Below are 19385 nucleotides of genomic sequence, written 5' to 3'. Positions count from 1 at the left end.
AGGAGCATTTGTATGACCACTGTGGAAGTCTCCGACCCGTTGGCAGGTATCGCCGATCGCGAACAGGTGTTCATCGGCGGACGATGGGTGGACTCGACCGGGGATGAGTGGATCGACGTCGTCGATTCGTGGTCGGAGCGGACCGCCGCGCGGGTGCGCGCGGCGACGGCCGAAGACGTGGCGCGCGCGGTGGATGCCGCGCGTGAGTCGTTCGATCGCGGCGACTGGGCGCGCACCCCGATCACCGAACGCGCCGATATCATCGACGCCATCGCCGATGCGATGGACGCCCGGCTCGAACAGCTGACCACGCTCGGCATCGTCGAGGTGGGTGTCCCGGTTCCGGTCAGCATGATGACCCAGCAGATGGTCATCAGCTTGTTCCGCGCGGTCGCCGAGGAGGCCCGGAACGTCGTGCTGGTCGATGAACGCACCCGCGCCGACGGCGGTGTCTCCCGCGTCGTCAAGGAGCCCAATGGTGTGGTCGCCGTGATCATCCCGTGGAACGGGCCGATCGGTACGATCGCCTTCAAGGTGATCCCGGCGCTCGCCGCCGGAAACTCGGTGGTGCTCAAGACCTCTCCCGAGGCGCCGCTGTCACCGTCGGTGTTCGCCGATGTGATCGCCGAGTTCGTCGCGGCGGGCCGGATTCCCGAAGGTGTGGTCAGCGTTGTGGCGGCCGACCGGGAGGTGTCCGAGACGTTGGTGACCAACCCCAAGGTCGACCATGTGACGTTCACCGGCAGCACGGGCGCCGGTAAGCGCATCATGGCGTTGGCCGCCGACCGGGTGGCCAAGGTGTCGCTGGAACTGGGCGGCAAGTCCGCGGCGATCATCCTCGACGATGCCGACCTGAACACCGTGCTGTCCAACGCGGTGATGGGCGGCTGCCTGCAGTCCGGGCAGGCGTGTATCGCCCTCACCCGGGTCCTGGTGTCCCGCAAGCGACATGACGAGGTGGTGGCCGGCTATCAGGCCGCGCTGAGTCAGATCCCGATCGGTAACCCGTGGGAGCAGACCAACTTCCTGGGACCGCTCACCACCGCACGGCAGCGCGAACGCGTCGAGGGGTACATCGAGAGCGCCAAAGCCGAAGGTGCGGAGGTTGTTTACGGTGGTGGGCGGATCGGGGAGCAGGGCTTCTTCGTGGCGCCGACGATCCTCGACAACGTCCGCAACGACATGAAGGTCGCGCAGGAGGAGGTGTTCGGTCCGGTCATCTCGATCATCACCTACGAGGACGAGGATGACGCGGTGGCCATCGCCAACGACTCGATCTACGGCCTGTCGGGCGCGGTGTTCACTGCCGATCCCGAGCGCGGATTCGAAGTGGCGCAACGTATCCGGACCGGTACGGTGAACGTGAACACCGCCGTCACCGACTTCACCGTCCCGTTCGGCGGGTACAAGCAGTCGGGCCTGGGTCGTGAGGGCGGACCCGAGGGCCTTGAGGAGTTCTTTGAAACCAAGACGGTGCACTTCCCAGCGCCCCCCGCGAGCTGACCCGGATCCACCCCTCAGCCGTGGCGGTAACCAAACCGCCACGGCCAGAGGTGGTTTCGGTTCAGGCAGTTGCGAACTGCTGACAAATGTCGCTTGACGTCTCATGTAAAACCCAATATCGTGGACAGTGAAGGTGGCGGTCGTCACACTCATTCCATTCCTATCGCATAGCCCCCGGTAGCTGTGTAACGCACGGTGATTCGTCCGATGAGCCGGCCGGGCCGCGAGATTCAAAGGAGCAGTCAGCATATGACCAACAGGCTTGACGGCAAGGTCGTTCTGATCACCGGTGCCGGTTCGGGGCTGGGACGTGAAGCGTCGCAGCTGTTCTCATCGGAAGGTGCCAAGATCGCCATCGTCGACATCGACGGTGATCGTGCCGAGCAGACGCTCAAGCTCGTCCAGGAGGCGGGCGGCGAGGCGATCGCCATCACCGCGGATGTCTCGCAAAAGGACCAGATCGTCGCGGCCACCGATGCGGCGGTGGAGAAGTTCGGCAAGATCGACGTGACCTGGGCCAACGCCGGCGTCGTCTCCCGTGGCGGTGTTCCGACGGTCGCCGGCGGCGAGCAGGTGCTCTTCGAGGACCTGACCGAGCAGGACTGGAACGACGTCCTCGGTGTCAACCTCTCGGGCGTCATCTTCACGGCCCAGGCCGCGGTGCCCCATATGAAGGCGAACGGCGGCGGCACGATCATCGCCACCTCGTCGGCGGCGTCGTTCCTGGCCTACCACGACATCTCGTTCTACAGCGCCACCAAGGCCGGCGTGAACGGCCTGGTCCGTGCGCTGGCGCTCGACCTGGGGCCCTTCGGCATCCGGGTCAACGGCATCGCCCCCACGCACGGCATGTCGCCCAACTTCCTCATGCCCGCCGGTTCGCCGGTGGTGGGGCAGTCCTACGAGCAGGTCGCCGGTCCCTGGGTGCCGTTCCACTCGCCCATCCCGCTCAAGCTCAACCGGCCGCCGACACTGCTCGACAACGCCAAGGTCGCGCTCTTCCTGGCCTCGGATGATTCGGCGTACATGTCGGGTTCAGTGCTCAACTCGGCCGACGGCGGCACCATCGGCCGCGTCGGCATCTGGTTCCCCGAGGACCTCGATCAGGTCGACCCCAACGCCTGACCGTCAGGTCCTCGCCCCCGATCACGGGCCGGCCGGTGGATGCCACTCCCCCCCAGGCCGACCGGCCGGCCCGTTCACCAGAACGACTCAGCCCACACGCCGGCGCGGCCCCCGGTCGGCCCGGCCCCCAGTCAGCCCAGCCCACACAGTCAGGAACATTCATGACGACAATCGAACGCACGCGCGAGGACGTGACCGTCGACTTCGACGTCTATGATCCGTCGATCGCCGCGCCCGTCGACCGGTTCAACGATCTGGTCGCCGACATGGCAGCCATCAATCCGGTGGTCTATTCCACCGCGTACGACGGTCACTGGCTCGTCCTCGGCTATGAGGAAGTCACCCAGGTCCTGCGCGATCCGGCGACCTTCTCCAGTTATCCGAACAATCTGGTCACCAATGAGGCCTTCGGCAAGTTCATCCCCATCGAACTCGACGCGCCGGAACACACCGCCTACCGCCGGGCGCTGGCCCCGCTGTTCACCCCGAAACGGATGAGCGCGCTCAAGCAGACGGTGCGGGACACGGTCGATGAGCTGATCGACGGGTTCGCCAAGAAGGGCGAGGCCGAGTACGTGACCGAGTTCGCCCACGAACTGCCCGCGCGGGTGTTCCTGGCGCTGATGGACTGGCCGGTCGAGGATGCGCCGCTGTTCACCGACGCCACCGATAAGGCGCTGTTCGGCAAGCCCGGCGGTACCGAGGAGGAGTCGCTGCAGGTGCGGGCGACGGCCGCGTTCGCGATGTTCGGCTACTTCCAGAAGATCATCTCCGAGCGTCGGGAGAACCCGGGTGACGACGTCACCTCGACGATCATCCACACCGAGTTGGCGCTGCCCGACGGCAAGCGTCTGCTGACCGACGAAGAGCTCGCCCGCATGTGCTTCCTGCTGCTGGTGGCGGGTCTGCATACCGTGCAGGGTTCGCTCGCATGGGCCATCCAGCATCTGGTGAACAGCCCTGAGCAGCGCGCACTCATCCTCGACAATCCCGAGGAGGTGCTGCCGACCGCCGTGGAGGAGATCCTGCGGATCGACGCCGCGGTCATCGCCGGCCGCCGCGCCACCCGCGACGTCCAGCTCGGTGGGGTCACCATTCCTGAGGGTGACCAGCTCGTGGTGGTGCTGGGTGCGGCCAACCGCGACGGCAGGCAGTTCGCCGATCCCACCGAGCTTGACGTGCGCCGCGAGGGCAATCGTCACCTGGCCTTCGGCGGCGGCCCGCACCAGTGCCTCGGTATGCATCTGGCGCGGATCGAGATGAACATCGCGCTGGAGGCGCTGCTGCGCCGGATCCCGGACTTCGATTTGGTGCCCGAGGATCCGCCGACCTATCACCCGGGACAGGTCCGGGGCTGTGCACGCATGCCGATCCGGTTTACTCCGGAGTCCTGACCAGTCGGTATTGCTCAATAAACCTTATTGCGATAGGTTTATTGAGCACTACCAGATTCGATGACCGGAGGATTCGATGACCACCTCGCTGCCACGGCAGGACCGCATCCGGCGGGCACTGGAGCTACTGCGCGACAAGACAACGGACAAGTTCGACGAGATCGTGCCGGTCGAGGCCGGCGAGTACACCGATCCAGTACTGGCCAAGGAGGAGCGGGACTACATCTTCGGAGCCGTTCCCTCGATCGTCGCGCACAGTTCCGAGCTGGCCCGTCCGCACGATTTCATGACCATCCAGATGCCGCGCAACAATCTGCTCATCGTGCGGCAGAAGGACGGCGGCGTGAAGTCGTTCGTCAATCTGTGCAGGCACCGCGGTGCCATGCTCGAAGACCGGGACAAGGGGCGGTGCCGGATCTTCTCGTGCGGCTATCACCGCTGGTCCTATGATCCCGACGGCTCGCTGCGGGCCATCACCCGCGACAACACCTTCGGTGAGGTGGACCGCGGCGAGCACGGCCTCATCGAGATCCCGACCGAGGAGCGGCACGGGTTCATCTGGGTGGTCGACAACGCGAAGGCCGACATCAACGTCGCCGAATGGCTCGGACCGGACATCGATCCGATGCTCGCCTCGTATCACCTGGAGGATCTGGTCTGCTACAAGGCCGCCGGATTCGATGAGCCGACCAACTGGAAGATCATGCAGGACGCGTTCCTGGACGGCTATCACATCCAGTACGCGCACCCGAATACCGCGGGCAAGATCATCCACACCAACGTGATGGCGTTCGAGGATTTCGGCAGGCACTGCCGATTCATCGCCCCGCGCAAGTCGATCGACCGCTTCCTCGAAGAGGATCCCGGTGACACCCCGCTGGACAGGTACGTCACCGAGACCCACTTCATCGGCCCCAACAGCACATTGCTGCGGCAGCCGGACCACTTCCAGCTGTTGACGTTCCGGCCGCATCCGCTGGATCCGATGAAGTCCCGGATGGAGCAGCGGCTGTTCGTGCCGACCGTGGAGAACAGCGGTATGCCGCCGGAGAAGTGGGAACACGTCTGGAACAAGAACTGGGACATCCTGCTCGCGGTTCTGCACCAGGAGGACTTCCCGTTGCTGCGCGACGCCCAGCGCGGGCTCGTCAGTGCCGACGCCGGCGGCATGATTCTGGGCCGCAACGAGACCGCCAATCAGCTGTTCCGCCGGGAGACCAAACGTCTGGTCGCCGCAGGCCGGGCCGCGAATTCCGAAACACCGTCAAGTCCCTGACCACACAGGAGTGAACAAGATGACCGCAACCATCGGCAAGGCCCTCGATTGGTGGGCCCGCACCGCGCCGGACCGAACCGCACTGGTATTCAGCGGAGAGTCGTTGACCTACCGACAGGTTCGTGACTTCAGCAGCAGGATCGCCAGACTGCTCGTCGAGCAGAAGGGTGTCTCCGAAGGCGACCGGGTCGGATTGCTCGGCCCCAACTCGCTGACCTGGCCCGTCGCCGCGCTGGGCACCCTGAAGTCCGGTGGCGTGCTGGTTCCGCTCAACAGCCGGTACCGGCCCGCCGAACTGCGCAAGATCGCCGATGACGCCGGCATCGGTGTGGTCATCGTGGCGCCGGGATTCGAACAGCTCGCCGAGGACACCGCCGCGATCGGCAGCCCGTTCACCGTGGTCACCTATGCCGACATCGAGGAGCTGCGCGACGGTGCCTCCGCCGATGACTTCCGGGTGGACCGGGCTCCCGACGAACCCACCTCCGTGCTGTTCACCAGCGGTTCGACGGGCCTGTCCAAGGGCGTGGTCCTCACCAACCGCACGCTGCTGTCGATCGTGCTGGAGAACACCCTCACCGAGGAGGGCTTCCGGCCGGGTACCACCACGCTGCTGGTGCTGCCGCTCGCGTTCACCCCGGGACTGGTGTACGGCCTGCTGATCACCACGGTGCTCGGCGGCACGCTGGTGATCGAGCCGGAGCTGAATCCGTCCAGCGCGGTGAAGCTGCTCGAACAGCATTCGGTGGAGGCGATCTTCGGCGTTCCGTTGATCTTCGAGGCGATCTCGCGGGCCCCGGAGTTCGCCGACGCCGACCTCAGCTCGCTCAAGACCGCCATCGTCGGAGGTGCCGCGGTGCCGGTGCCGTTGTTGCAGCGGTGGGCCGACAAGGGCGTGCTGCTACGGCAGATCTACGGCATGACCGAGGCCGGTGGCGTGGCAACCGCCACGATCCGCGAGGAGGCGTTCGAGTTTCCGGATCGCTGCGGCACCGGATCGATCTTCACCGAGGTGAAGGTATTCAACGCCGACGGTGAGCCCGCGGCTCCCGGTGAGGAAGGCGAACTCGTGGTCCGTGGCCCGGGTGTGACCCCGGGCTACTGGAACGACCCGGAGACCACCGCCCAGGCCCTGCGTGATGGCTGGTTGCACAGTGGTGACCTGGGCACCGCCGACGAGGACGGCCGCGTGCAGTTCGTCGACCGGCTCAAGGACCTCATCATCTCGGGCGGCATCAACATCTCGCCGGTGGAGTTGGAGATCGCGATCATGGCGATCGACGGGGTCCAAGAGGTCGCGGTGATCGCGGCTCACGACGACCGCTTCGGCGAAACGCCCGCGGCGATCGTCACTGCATCGCCGGAGGTCGACGAGAAGGTGGTGATCGAGCACTGCGAGAAGGTGCTGGCCGACTTCAAGGTGCCGCGCTACGTGGTGATCCGTCAGGAGCCCTTGCCCCGGCTGCCCAGTGGCAAGCTCGCCAAGACGGTGATCCGCGACGAGTACAAGGATGTCGACACCCGCTTCGACAAGGTGCGCTAGGCGGACGGAAGCCGGAGACCCGCTCGGCGGAGGGTCCCATCGGTCGTCGCGGATCGATGGGATGCCTCCGCCGAGTGGTTTCCGGTCGAGGACGAGTGATTGTGGCCCGGACCGGGTGGCTTCGGCCGGGGTGGAGCGGTATTTCTCGAGTGAGATGTGCAACTCAGGACTTATAGCACTACACCGGACATGATCTGTCTCATGTAGCTTGTGAATCGGATACAGGGGATGAAAGGTGATTTCGGTGGCACGCAGGAAGACAGGCAATGTGCTCAGCGGCAACCTCGACGAGGCGCGTGAGCAGATCATGGTTGCCGCGGAGACCGTGTTCACCCGTTTCGGCGTCGCCAAGACGACGATGGACGATATCGGCCGTGAGGCGGGCGTCTCCCGCCCGACCGTGTACCGCTACTTCGGCGACCGCGACACACTGATATCTGCGATCATCGAACGGCGATCGAGGATGCTGTTCGCCAAGGCCCGTGAGTTTCTGTTTCTGCAGCCGACTTTCGCCGATCAACTCGTCGAAGGACTGATCTTTCTGGTCGACCGGGGCCGCAGCGATCCGCTGATCCGGATCCTGGTAAGCCCTGAGCACATGCAGATGGCCGAACGTCTGGTCGGCAGCTCCGGTCTGGCCGCCCGGCTGACCGCGGAGATGTGGGGACCGGTGCTCGAACGCGCGCTGGAGAACGGGGATATCCGTACCGACGTCGACATCCAGAAGATGTCGGAATGGATCGCGCTGGTGCAATTCATTCTTGTCGGCCGGCTCGACTTCGACAATCCGGACGATCCCGCGCATCGGGAGATGTTGCGCAACTTCGTGCTGCCGGGTCTGGAGCCGAGTGTGGCCACCGTCGGCCGGTAGTCTCCCGACATACGACAGGCCCGCCGCCGATTCCGGATATCCGGAATCGGCGGCGGGCACAGTTTTTTATGCGGGCGATTCTGCCCGCTTGTTCTGGTCTGCCCGTGTGTTCTGGTCGGATTCGTAGATGTCGTCGATCAGCGCGGCGTACTTCGCGGAGACACCACGTCGCTTGAGCTTCATGGTGGGGGTCAGCTCGGCCGAGTCGGGCAGCCACTCGTCACCGAGCAGCCGGTAGCGCTTGATCTGTTCGACCCGCGACAGATTCTCGTTGGCGGCGGTGACGGCCTCGTCGATCAACCGCACCAGGTCGGGATTGGACACCAGGGCCGCGGGCGATGCGTCGTCGAGGCCGTGCTGGGCGGCGAACACCTTTGCCGAATCGGGGTCAAGCACCAGCAGTGCCACGTTGTACGGTCGGCGATCCCCGATGACGCAGGCCTGTCCGATGAGCGGGGAGGCGCTTTTGAGCGCACCCTCGATGTTCACCGGCGACATATTCTTGCCGGCCGCGTTGATGATGAGTTCCTTCTTGCGGTCGACGATGCTGACCCAGCCGTCGTCGTCGATGACGGCGATGTCGCCGGTGTGCAGCCAGCCCTGCTCGTCAACGGCCTCGGCCGTCTTCTCCGGGGCCTTGCGGTAGCCGCGCATCACGTGCGGGCCGCGCATCAGCAGTTCCCCGTCGTCGGCGAGCGTGGCCTCGGTGCCGGGCTGGGCCAGACCGACCTTTCCGATGCGGATGTCGGTGACGATATTGGTGAAGCCGAGCGCACCGGTCTCCGACATTCCGAACCCTTCCTGCAGCGGCAGGCCTAGCGCGAGGAAGAAGGCATGCACCGCGGGTGCGATCGGGGCGGCGCCGGTCATCAGCAGCGTCACCCTGTCCAGGCCGAGCTGCACGCGCAGCGGGCCGAAGATCTTTTCATCGAAAACCGCTGCCTTGGCGGACAATTCGTCGGGGACCGGTTCGTTCTTCTGTTGCAGCCACACGCGCTCGGTGGCGGCCTCGATCGCGCCGAGTGTGGCCGCGCGTGACTCGTCGGGCAGTGCGTTGAACCTGGCCAGCAGTGCCGCGCGCAGCTTCTCCCAGATGCGCGGCACACCGAGGAACCAGGTCGGCCGGGCCGCGGCCACGGCCGCGAAAACCGTCGTCGCATCGTCGACGGCGGTGATCGGCCAGCCGGTCACGGTGGCCAGATAGTGCGAGAACACCCGGTCGGCCGCGTGCGCGGTGGGCAGGTACGAGATGGCGGCGCCCTCGGCGGCGAACGGGAACCGGACGTTACAGGTGTGCATCACAAACATCAGGTTCGCGTGCGTCAGCTCCACCCCCTTGGGGTCGCCGGTGGTGCCCGAAGTGTAGATGAGGGTGGCCAGATCGCTGTCCTTCACCGCGCGCCAGGTGGAGGTGAAGTCGAAATATGAAGGCTTGGAAGCACGTACGGACGACATCGAGGTGACCTCGGCCGCCCCGATCCGCTCGGGCAGACCGGTGTCGGCGTCGGTGACCACGATGTGCCGCAACCCGTCGACGGCGGTCCTGCCGAGCACGTCCAGGAACCGCTGCTGGGCCACCACCACGTGATTGCCCGCGTTGCTGAACAGGAAGTCGATCTGGGCCGGCGCCGAGGTGAGATAGATCGAGAAGGGCGTGGCGCCCAGGTGGAGAACCGCCATGTCCACGATATGGAACTCGGGACTGTTCGGCAGCATGATGGCGACGGTGTCGCCGCCCGTCACGCCGAGTGCGGCCAGTCCGGATGCCACTTCCTCGACGGCGGTGGCGTAGTCGTTCCAGCTGAGCGTTCGGTTCTCGCGGAAATCCCCCGTCGCTCCGCTCGCCCCGGCACCCCCCGTCGCTCCGCTCGCCCCGGCACCCCCCGTCGCTCCGCTCGCCCCGGCACCCCCCGTCGCTCCGCTCGCCCCGAAAGCGATGAGGGCCGGCTCATCGCCGCGCGCGGCGACGGTCGCCTGGAATGCGGCGGGCAGGGTGGTCGCGTCGATACCGGGGGCGGCCACTGCGGCCGTCTCGGCAACGGATCGGGTCATGATGCCTCACTTGGGTTTCGGGAGTCGGCGGTTCGGACGATGGCGTGGTTGATGTTCTCGGTCAGGAACTCTTCAGTCGCGGAGATTCGCGAGGTGGTCAGGAAATCGTCGAGGTTCGGCTCGTGCACCCGCTGCCAGTAGTCGACATAGCGCCATGGGCTGTTGGTGACGATGCGGCCGCCGGAATTGCGGTAGTAGGTGGTGGTGCCGCCGAAATCCCACACCGTGCGCGAGAGTGCCCGGTCGAGTTCGGCGTTGTAGTCGTCGTGCACTTCCTGGCGGACCTCGACGGTCGCCAGATCCCGGTCGATCATCGCCGCGATGATCGCCGAGATGTGCTGCACCTGCATCTCGGTGCCGGCGATGACGGTGCCACCGTGACCGGTGTTGGTGTTGGGTCCGTACAGGCAGAAGAAGTTGGGGAATCCGGGGATCGAGATGCCCAGATGCGCGCGGCCGTCCCCGGCGCCCCAGACCTCCCGCAGGGTGCGGCCGCCTCGGCCGCGCACCGGCAGTGACGCGAGAACGTCGACGGCCTTGAAACCTGTTGCCAGGACGATGATGTCGACGTCATGGTCGACACCGTCGGTGGTACGCACACCGGTCGCGGTGATGGTCTCGATGCCGTCGGTCACCAATTCGACGTTGTCCTTGGTGAGCGTGCTGAACCACTGCGAATCCACCAGCAGGCGTTTGCCGTACGGCGGATAGTCCGGGATGCATTTGTCGAGCAGGTCGGGACGGCCGGCGAGTTCGTGTTCGATGAAGGTGGTGAGCATCGCCCGGAGCCGGTCGTTGGCCTTGTTCACCGCGCGGCCCAGGTGCGGGTACTCGGGATCGACCTGGAGCAGCTTCCACACCTTGTCGCCCATCCGCCAGAACAGTCTGGCCCGGTACCAGGCCAGGTAGAACGGTACGTGGGCGTTGAGGAAGTGCATGTCGTCGGTGACGTGGGCGCCTTTGAGCGGGTGCGGCATCGACCATTGCGGGGTGCGCTGGAAGACGGTGACCTTCTGTGCCACCTGGGAACCGGCCGGAACGAACTGCATGGCGCTGGCACCGGTGCCGATCACGGCGACCTTCTTGCCGGCCACGTCGAACGACCGATCCCACTGCGCGGTGTGCACGACCGGCCCGGTGAAGTCGCCCATCCCGGGCAGATCGGGGATGGCGGGCTGGTTGAGCAGGCCGACTCCGCTGACCACGACGTCGGCGGTCAGGGTTTCCACGGCATCGGGGGAGCCGACAGGCGCTACGTCGACGTGCCAACCGCAGGTCTGCTCGTCGAAGCGAGCTTCGCGGACAACGGTGTTCAGGCGCGTGTTGGGCAGCACGCCGTGCTTGTCGGCGAGCTCGTGCCAGTACTGCGCCAGCTCGGCCTGGGTGGCGAAGTACTGCTGCCAATCGGGTTTCGGGTCGAAGGACAGTGCGTACAGATAGCTGGGGGTATCGACTCCGCAACCGGGGTAGACGTTCTCGTGCCAGGTGCCGCCCACGTCGTCGTTCTTGTCGACGATGAGGTAGTCGATGCCGGCCTGCCCGAGGCGCACCGCCATGGCCAGCCCGGAGATGCCCGCGCCCACGATCAGCACCCGGAACCCCGGGGCGGGGGACCGGACGGGCTCGGTGTGCCGGGGGTAGATGCCCATCTCCTCGCCCAGCAGCGTGCCGTACCCGTCGGGGATGCGGTCGCCGAGCATGACCGCGAGAACTTCTGAGATGTGTTGCGGTGCGGGTGGATCAGCCGGGAGATTCAGGGTTCCGTCGCGCCAGGAGCACAGGGTCTCGACGGCCTCGGTGCGGATGCGTCCGGCGACCTCGTCGTCGAAACCGCCGCTGTCGTGATCACCGAGATCCTGCGGCGGGGTGGGTATGTAGGGTTCGGAAATCCACTTGTCGTCACCGGTCAGCAGGGCCAGCGAGCCCAGGAGGATCGGCAGGTTGGCGTGCTCGATCGCCCGACGCATCTGCTCGTCGGTGAACTCTGCCGTGGGGGTGAATGCGCCGGCCGGGGGGTTGCCCCAACCGGAACTCCGATTCGGACTGTTCGGGTGCTGCCTGGACTTCGACATACGCGTGACCATACACTCTGTTCAGATATGGTGTCAATCACATTGCTCTCGCTTATCAAGGGCGAAGGCGCACGTCAAGACCCTGTGCATCTGTCCGGCAGGGTGTAGAGAGGAATAGATTCATGGCAAGCACGATCAACGGGTCCGCGCGATCGGTGGCGCCTGAGCGTGGTGTCTACGGGCCCGACCACGAGGCGTTCCGGGACAGCTTCCGCCGGTTCCTGGCCACCCGGGTGGTGCCCGGCTACGAGACGTGGGAACGCGAGGGCGTGATCGCCCGGGAGATGTTCACCGAGGCCGGATCGCACGGCTTCCTCGGAATGGCGATCCCCGAGGAATTCGGCGGCGGAGGTTCCGACGACTTCCGCTTCAACGCGATCATCGCCGAGGAGGTCTCCTACGCGGGGGTGATGTCGTTCGGCGTCAACCTGCACAATGACATCTGCGTTCCCTACTTCCTGCACTATGCGACCGACGAGCAACGGCACCGGTGGCTACCCGGACTGGCCTCCGGCGAGCTGATCGCGGCCATCGCCATGACCGAGCCGGGCACCGGTTCGGATCTGGCCGGCATCGCGACGACGGCCGTGCTCGATGGTGATCACTACGTGCTGAACGGCTCGAAGACGTTCATCTCCAACGGCATCAACGCCGACATCGTCATCGTGGCGGCCCGCACGGAGAGCGACAGCCGCCACGGCGGCCTGTCGCTGCTGGTGGTGGAACGCGGCATGGAAGGATTCGAACGCGGCCGCAACCTGGACAAGATCGGCATGCACGCCCAGGACACCGCCGAACTGTCGTTCACCGACGTCCGGGTTCCGGTCGCCAATCTGCTCGGCGAATCGGGGCGGGGCTTCCGGTACCTGGTCTCCAATCTGCCGCAGGAACGGCTCACGATCGCCGTGGCGAGCGTGGCCGCCGCCGCGCGGGCGGTGGAACTGACCGCCGACTACGTCAACGAGCGCAAGGCGTTCGGCAAACCACTTGCCGCACAGCAGAACACCAGGTTCACCATCGCCGACGCGCACGTGCAGACCGAGGTCACCCGCGCGTTCGTCGACAACTGTCTGGCGCTGCACGTCGACGGTGCGCTCAGCGCCGACCGTGCGGCCATGGCCAAGCTGGCGGCCACCGAGAACCAGGGCCGGGTCGTCGACGCCTGCCTGCAGATGTTCGGCGGCTACGGCTACATGGCCGAATATCCCATCTCCCGTGCGTATGTCGATGCCCGCGTGCAGCGGATCTACGGCGGCGCCAGCGAGATCATGAAAGAGATCATCGCCAGGTCACTCGGCCTGGGAAAGTAGGTAAACCGATGAAACGCACCATCTTCGAGACCGAACACGAGCAATTCCGCGAGTCCGTGCGCGCTTTTCTGCGCAAGGAGGCCGTGCCGCATACCGACAGGTGGGAGGCGAACGGACTCGTCGACCGCGAATTCTGGTCGGCGGCCGCCGCGCATGGTTTCGTCGGATTCGCCGCACCCGAGGAATTCGGTGGCGGCGGACTACGGGACTTCCGGTTCAACGCGGTCCTCAACGAGGAGGTGGTTCGCACCGGAACCGTCGGCGACGGATTCTCCCTCACCAACGACATCGTGCTGCCGTACTATCTCGACATCGCCTCGCCCGAGCAGCAGGCCCGGTGGATTCCGGGGATCATCAAGGGCGACACGGTGATCGCGGTGTCGATGTCCGAACCAGGTACCGGCTCGGATCTGCGCGGCATCAAGTCCACCGCGGTGCGCGACGGTGCAGGCTGGCGGCTCAGCGGCTCGAAGACATTTGTCACCAGCGGCATTCAGGCCGATCTGGTGATCGTCGCCGCCCGCATCGCCGAAGGCGGTCTCGGTTTGTTCGTGGTCGCCTCGGGGCAGAAGGGCTTCACCCGTGGCCGCAAACTGGACAAGATCGGCCGCAAGGCCCAGGACACCGCGGAACTGTTCTTCGACAATGTGTACGTGCCGGATTCGGATGTGCTCGGCGAACCGGGCAAGGGGCTGCATTACCTGATGGGCAACCTTGCCCAGGAACGGCTGTCGATGGCGGTGGTCGCCGTGGCCAGTGCGGAGTACGCCGTGGACATCGCGGTGGCCTACGGTAAGGAGCGCACGGCATTCGGTCAGCCGGTGGGCAGCTTCCAGGCCAACCGGTTCCGGCTCGCGGAACTGGCCACCAAGGTGTCGATGGCCCGGGTGTACGTCGACCGCTGCATCGAGGCGCAGAACGCGGACGAGTTGACCGCCGCCGAGGCCGCGGGCGCCAAATTCACCACCACCGAACTCGAATTCGAGGCTCTGGACGCGTGCCTGCAGATCCACGGCGGGTACGGGTACATGGAGGAGTACGAGGTGGCCCGGCGCTGGCGGGATTGCCGCGTGCAGCGCATCTACGGCGGCACCAACGAGATCATGCGGGAGATCGTGGGCCGGTCGTTGGGGCTTTAGGACATTAGCGAAAAGGGATGTAGGGGTGCCACTATGTGACACCCCTACATCCCTTTGATCAGGGCTGCCCGCATAGTGTTATACCGTTTATACTCAGGGATATGAAAACAGCGATCTCCATCCCCGACGATGTGTTCCGTGAAGCCGACAGCGCCGCCAACCGCCTCGGTTGGAGCCGATCGCAACTGTATACGCGCGCCGTCCGTGAGTTTCTCGAACGCCAGGAGGAGGATTCGGTGACCGCGGCGCTCAACGATATCGCCGATGGCCTGAACAGCGATCCCGTTCCCGCGGTCGGGCGCAGTCTCATCGAGTCCGGAGCGTGGCAGTGGTAGAACGCGGCGATGTCTGGTGGGTCGATTTCGGTGAGCCGCTCGGCTCCGAGCCCGGCTACCGCAGGCCCGCTCTGATCGTCTCGTCGGACCGGTTCAACCGATCCCGGATCGCGACGGTCATCGTATCGGCGGTCACCAGCAATCTGCGACTGGCCGCAGCACCGGGAAACGTGGAACTCGCCGCCGGTACCGCGGGCCTTCCGAAGGACTGCGTGGTCAACGTATCCCAGACGCTGGTCGTCGACCGCGCACGGCTCACCGAGCCGATCGGCACCCTCGCGTTCCACATCATGCGCCGGGTCGACGACGGATTGCGCCTGGTGTTCGCCGTGTGACGATCGGTAGTCGTCGATTGTCTCTGCGACCGGTTATTCGCGGAGACATGGTCGTCACAGTTGGACAGTCACAGTTCAACGATACCGCTGTTGATGAGTTCGGCCACCTCGTGATCGGCGAACCCGGCGTCGGCCAGTACTTTCCGGCTGTCGGCGCCCGGTGATCTGCGCGCGGTCGGGGTGGTCGGCGGGACACCGTCGAAACGTGGGGCCGGTGCGGCCTGCATGACCCCGTCGACGTCGATGAACGTGCCGCGGTCCACATTGTGCGGGTGACGGTAGGCCTCGTCGAGACTGAGCACCGGTGCGTAACACGTGTTGCGCCCGGCGAACATCGCGTCGAGCTCGGACCGGTCACGGGCGGCGATCCGGCTCGCGAGGATCTCCCGGAACTCGTCCCAGCGGCTCTCGTCGAACTGGTTGGCGCGCATGTCGGCCGGCAGCTCGAGCACATCGCAGAGCTCGGTCCAGAACTGCGCCTCGATGGCGCCGATGCTCACCCACAGCCCGTCGCGGGTGCGGTAGGTGTCGTAGAAGAATGCGCCGGTCCCGAGCAGATGCGTGCCCCGCTGGTCGTCGAACGAGCCTTCGGCGCGGTATTGATGGAACATCGCCATCAGCGCCGACGCTCCGTCGATCATCGCCGCGTCCACCACCCGGCCGCCGCCGCCGGCCCGTGCCGAGATGATCCCCGACAACATGCCGACGGCCAGCAGCATCCCGCCGCCGCCGAAGTCGCCGACGAGATTGAGCGGTGCGACGGGTGGACCGTCCTTGCGCCCGATCGAATGCAGGGCGCCGGTCAGCGCGATGTAGTTGATGTCGTGGCCGGGAAGTGTGGCCATCGGCCCGGTCTGTCCCCAGCCGGTCATCCGGCCGTAGATCAGGTCGGGGTTTGCGGCGAGGCAGTCGTCGGGGCCGACACCGAGCCGTTCGGCGACCCCCGGCCGGAACGTCTCGATGATGCCGTCGGCGCCGGCGCAGAGCCGGCGCACAATGGCCGCCCCGTCGGGTTGTTTGAGATCGACCGCGATATGGCGGCGGCTGCGGAACAGGACGCCGTGCCCGGTGCCCGACCACGGGTTGCCGCCCGGACGCTCGACGCAGATGACCTCCGCGCCGAGGTCGGCGAGCATCATCGCCGCGAACGGCCCCGGGCCGATCCCGGCGAGCTCGATGATGCGGGTGCCCTTCAGCGGGGCAGCGGCGTCGGCTGCGCGGGCGGTCACCGTTTGCTCACCCGCGGCATTCCGCCCTTGTTGGCCGCGATGTCGGCATGAACCTCGTCGGGGTTGGCCACCGTGTGTGCGCGGTCGGCGCCCTCGGGCAGCTTGATGGCGTCGTTGAACCGCCGCAACATGTCGAACGCGGCGCGCTCGTCGTCGGCGAAGGTCCGCTTGGAGAAGCGCTCGTACGTCGACACCAGGGGGGCGATGGTGGGCAGGATCCTGGCCCACCCGGTCTTCTCGATGCCCAGGTCTGCCATGACCGGTGCCGGGATCCACGAGTGCAGCAGGCCGTAGGCCAGTTTGAGCCGGCGCTCGTCGGTCATGAACGAGGCGACCGGGCCGGGCAGCACCTCGACGCCGCCGGGCGGGTTCTCGATGCTGTACTTGATGATCGAGTTCACCACGTCGCGGCACAGATCGTCGGGTGCGAGCTCGAGCATCGTGTGTAGGTCGGTCTTGAGGCGGGCGTCCTCGTAGCCGGTGTGCAGGATGTCCTCCGGTACCCCGATGACATAGCCGACATAGCGGCTGAGTGCGAAGATGTCTTCCAATTCGCGGTCACTGTAACGGAATCCGGCGCTCTGCACGGCGTCGGTGAACTTCACGCCGAACTGTCCGGCCTGGGTGACCATCGAGTCCATGTTGTTGATCGGGATGCCCCAGCCCGCCCAGTCCCAGTGGTCGGAGTGGCTCAGGCTGTGCCGGACGGCGGCGTGGATGAGGCGCACCTTGGCGGTGAGCCGGAAGCCCTCCTCGAAGCGCCCCATATTGCCCGGGGTGTAGGCGGCGACCACGTACCGGAAGCTCTCGATGAGTCGGGTACCCACGCGCTCGGTCTGCTTGAGCCGGCCGCTGAACAGTACCGGCCGGGTGGCGCTGTACATCGAGAAGCCGCCCGCGATGGCGCCCCAGGCCAGCACCGGCGGAACGATCGGGCCCGCCCGCCAGAAGGCCACGGCGCCGCGGTAGAGCTGGTCGAAATCAACCCAGTCGGGGATCCGGTCGAGCTGTTCGAACATTGCGACCAGGCCGGGGGTCGGGTCGTCGATGGCATCGATGCCGTGATCGAGTGCCTTGTCGAAGGTGCGCCAGCTCGTGTTGTTGCTTTTGTCCTTGACGTCGAGCATCGCCTGGTAGGCGTAGTCGTCGGCGAGCAGGGCGTGGTCGGTGATCTTCTCCACCAGCTCACGCCCGTACATGGCGATCGCCTTGTCCTGGTTCCTGATCCGGCTCAGGTCCAGACCTCGGGGGAGGCCCTCGGGGACGTCGAGATCGCCGCGGAAGGTGCGGGCGCCGGGTTGGTGTCCGGCGGTGATCTTCTCGGTGGTGATCTTTTCTGGGGTGATCTTTTCGGGGGCGATCTTCTCGGGGGTGGTCTTTTCGGTCGTGGTCATTGCTGCCTCCTGCTCTGCCACTTGTGTTCGGGCCACTGGTGTCGGGTCACCTCGGGCGGTCTGCGTTCGCCGGGGCGGCCAACCTGCCTGTGATACCCGTTACAGATCGAGGGTAGACGAGCCTGAACACTATGTCTATACTCATCGTATGGCCGCTTGTTGACGGTCAGTGCGTGGGTTGCGTCCCCGGTCGCCCCGGCTGGGCGTGACCCAGGCTGTCCGGCGGCCGGCGTTCGCTCCTCATTCGGATGTGCGCGAGTCCCCACGGCTCGCCCACATCCGGGTTCACCCAGTCACAGGGAGTGCATGTTCATGAGTCAGAGTTACGGCGCGACAACCGATCAGGTCCGGCGTGCGGACGACGAGGCGTTCGCAGTCCTCGACCGCATGGTCTCCGAGCGATGGAGTTGCCGGGCGTTTGTGCCCGAGCCGGTTCCGCGGGCCGAGATCGAGAAGGTTCTCGACATCGCCCGGCGCACACCGTCGTGGTGCAATACCCAGCCCTGGCACCTGCACATCACCTCGGGCGCGGCGACCACGGCCCTGCGCACCGCGATCGGTGCCGCACTCGCCGGTGGGCCGCAGGAGAATCCGGACATAGCGTTCCCGCAGTCCTATGCAGGCGACTACGCCGAACGCAGGCGGACCAGCGGCCGGCAGCTCTACGAGAGCCTCGGCATCGAGAAGGGCGACCGGGTGGCGTCGGCCCGACAGATGATGCGCAACTTCGACTTCTTCGACGCGCCGCACGTGGCTGTCGTGACCACCGAGCGGGCGCTGGGTGCCTACGGCGCGGTCGATTGCGGACTGTTCGTGCAGAGCTTCCTGCTGGCCGCGCATGCCCGCGGGATCGGTGCGATACCGCAGGCGGCGCTGGCCACACAGGCGCCGGTGATCCGGGAGCACCTCGGCCTGCCCGAGTCGCGTCAGGTGCTGATCGGGATCTCGTTCGGTTACCCGGATGCCGGGCATCCGGTGAACGGCTACCGGACCCACCGCAGGAGCACCGCGGAGGTGGCTACCTTCGTGGGCGAGCCGAGCGTCGAGGACGCGCGATGATGACGCAGAAGCTGATCGCCGTGCGCGACGGTACCGGTATCAACGTGCGCGAGCTGGGCGAGGGTCCGGCGGTACTGCTGATCCACGGCTGGAGTCTCAGCGGTGAGGTCTGGGACCGGCAGATGCGATTGCTGGCCGAGAGCGGTCGCCGGGTGATCGCGATGGATCAGCGCGGCCACGGTGGATCCGAGGCGCCGCTGCACGGTTACGATCTCGCCGATCTCGCCGACGATGCGACCGATGTCCTGGGCACGCTGGGTATCTCGCGTGCGTCGGTGGTCGGCTGGTCGCTCGGCGGGATGGTCGCGCTGCGCATGGCGCACGTCCGGCCCGACCTGGTCGGCCGGCTGGTTATGGTCGCCTCCAACGGTGTGGCGGCATCGCGCACCGAGCGGTTCCCGTACGGCGTGCCGGCCGATGGGCCGCTGGCGACGATCCTGGCCGCCGAGCACACCGACCGGGTCGCGTTGCGCCGCAGCGCGGTCGGTGATCCGTTCAAGACGCCGCCGGCGCCGTACACCCTCGATTGGCTGCATCGCATCCTTACCTTTCTAGATGGGGTGACCGGAGACCTGTGGTTTCGTAGGCTGTGAGTTGCCCTGGGGCTCCGGGTATGGCTGTCATCGTGTTGCTGGTGGGTACAGCTGAAGGAGAATGGCCGCCCGGTGTCCTGCGACGACTCGACCGCTGATTGAGAGACGCGATGCGATCGCTGTGTAAGGACACGCCGGGGATGTCGTCTGCAGGG

The 19385-nt window shown here is 66.1% G+C and carries 16 protein-coding genes; 12 read left to right on the top strand and 4 right to left on the bottom strand.

Features of this window, described 5'->3' with window-relative positions; all coding sequences use genetic code 11:
- Window positions 1-12: 12 nt before the first annotated feature.
- From GII31_RS19785 to GII31_RS19760, 6 genes are all read left to right on the top strand, one after another.
- Complete coding sequence (locus GII31_RS19785; protein WP_213245060.1) at window positions 13-1503, top strand: aldehyde dehydrogenase; 1491 nt, start codon at window positions 13-15, stop codon at window positions 1501-1503.
- 249 nt (window positions 1504-1752) lie between these two features.
- Window positions 1753-2628, top strand: a complete 876-nt coding sequence (locus GII31_RS19780) for an SDR family NAD(P)-dependent oxidoreductase (protein WP_213245059.1) — start codon at window positions 1753-1755, stop codon at window positions 2626-2628.
- Window positions 2629-2789: 161 nt separating this feature from the next.
- A complete protein-coding gene (locus tag GII31_RS19775; protein WP_213245058.1) occupies window positions 2790-4022 on the top strand; it encodes a cytochrome P450 in 1233 nt (410 codons plus the stop codon).
- Between the two features lie 76 nt (window positions 4023-4098).
- Window positions 4099-5298 (top strand): aromatic ring-hydroxylating oxygenase subunit alpha, encoded by a 1200-nt coding sequence (locus GII31_RS19770; RefSeq protein WP_213245057.1) that lies wholly within the window; start codon window positions 4099-4101, stop codon window positions 5296-5298.
- A 19-nt stretch (window positions 5299-5317) separates the two neighbouring features.
- Window positions 5318-6841, top strand: a complete 1524-nt coding sequence (locus GII31_RS19765) for a class I adenylate-forming enzyme family protein (RefSeq protein WP_213245056.1) — start codon at window positions 5318-5320, stop codon at window positions 6839-6841.
- A gap of 244 nt (window positions 6842-7085) precedes the next feature.
- Window positions 7086-7712 (top strand): TetR/AcrR family transcriptional regulator, encoded by a 627-nt coding sequence (locus GII31_RS19760; protein ID WP_213245055.1) that lies wholly within the window; start codon window positions 7086-7088, stop codon window positions 7710-7712.
- A gap of 66 nt (window positions 7713-7778) precedes the next feature.
- Here the strand turns inward: GII31_RS19760 and GII31_RS19755 are convergent, their stop codons facing one another.
- Both GII31_RS19755 and GII31_RS19750 read right to left on the bottom strand, forming a co-directional pair.
- Entirely contained in the window at window positions 7779-9764 is a 1986-nt protein-coding gene (locus GII31_RS19755; RefSeq protein WP_260840129.1) for an AMP-dependent synthetase/ligase, read from the bottom strand.
- A complete protein-coding gene (locus GII31_RS19750) occupies window positions 9761-11836 on the bottom strand; it encodes a flavin-containing monooxygenase (RefSeq protein WP_246221966.1) in 2076 nt (691 codons plus the stop codon). Before GII31_RS19750 ends, GII31_RS19755 begins: the two co-directional genes overlap by 4 nt.
- A 122-nt stretch (window positions 11837-11958) precedes the next feature.
- On the opposite strand from GII31_RS19750, the gene GII31_RS19745 reads away from it, so the two are divergent.
- The 4 genes from GII31_RS19745 (at window position 11959) to GII31_RS19730 (ending at window position 14955) form a co-directional block, all read left to right on the top strand.
- On the top strand, window positions 11959-13146 hold the full coding sequence (locus GII31_RS19745; RefSeq protein WP_213245052.1) for an acyl-CoA dehydrogenase family protein: 1188 nt from the start codon (window positions 11959-11961) through the stop codon (window positions 13144-13146).
- A gap of 8 nt (window positions 13147-13154) precedes the next feature.
- Window positions 13155-14285, top strand: a complete 1131-nt coding sequence (locus GII31_RS19740) for an acyl-CoA dehydrogenase family protein (RefSeq protein ID WP_213245051.1) — start codon at window positions 13155-13157, stop codon at window positions 14283-14285.
- Window positions 14286-14386: 101 nt separating this feature from the next.
- Window positions 14387-14620: a hypothetical protein gene (locus GII31_RS19735; protein WP_213245050.1), complete on the top strand. Its 234-nt coding sequence runs from the start codon at window positions 14387-14389 to the stop codon at window positions 14618-14620.
- Window positions 14608-14955, top strand: coding sequence for a type II toxin-antitoxin system PemK/MazF family toxin (locus GII31_RS19730; RefSeq protein ID WP_260840128.1), 348 nt, complete (start codon window positions 14608-14610; stop codon window positions 14953-14955). Before GII31_RS19735 ends, GII31_RS19730 begins: the two co-directional genes overlap by 13 nt.
- A gap of 68 nt (window positions 14956-15023) precedes the next feature.
- Here GII31_RS19730 and GII31_RS19725 read toward each other — a convergent pair whose 3' ends face one another.
- Both GII31_RS19725 and GII31_RS19720 read right to left on the bottom strand, forming a co-directional pair.
- A complete protein-coding gene (locus tag GII31_RS19725) occupies window positions 15024-16184 on the bottom strand; it encodes a CaiB/BaiF CoA transferase family protein (RefSeq protein ID WP_213245048.1) in 1161 nt (386 codons plus the stop codon).
- Window positions 16181-17500: an oxygenase MpaB family protein gene (locus GII31_RS19720; protein ID WP_407649996.1), complete on the bottom strand. Its 1320-nt coding sequence runs from the start codon at window positions 17498-17500 to the stop codon at window positions 16181-16183. The genes GII31_RS19725 and GII31_RS19720 overlap by 4 nt, the downstream gene beginning before the upstream one ends.
- Window positions 17501-17890: 390 nt before the next feature.
- Here GII31_RS19720 and GII31_RS19715 point away from each other — a divergent pair, with 390 nt between their 5' ends.
- Window positions 17891-18637, top strand: coding sequence for a nitroreductase (locus tag GII31_RS19715; RefSeq protein WP_213245046.1), 747 nt, complete (start codon window positions 17891-17893; stop codon window positions 18635-18637).
- The gene (locus GII31_RS19710) at window positions 18634-19230 is read left to right on the top strand and encodes an alpha/beta fold hydrolase (RefSeq protein ID WP_260840127.1); all 597 of its coding nucleotides are present in this window, start codon (window positions 18634-18636) and stop codon (window positions 19228-19230) included. Before GII31_RS19715 ends, GII31_RS19710 begins: the two co-directional genes overlap by 4 nt.
- The last annotated feature ends 155 nt before the right edge of the window (window positions 19231-19385 follow it).

This window comes from Gordonia pseudamarae (assembly GCF_025273675.1).
Classification (GTDB): domain Bacteria; phylum Actinomycetota; class Actinomycetes; order Mycobacteriales; family Mycobacteriaceae; genus Gordonia; species Gordonia pseudamarae.
Note: the sequence above shows the minus strand (reverse complement) of the source record. Positions and strands in the feature narration are given on the sequence as shown.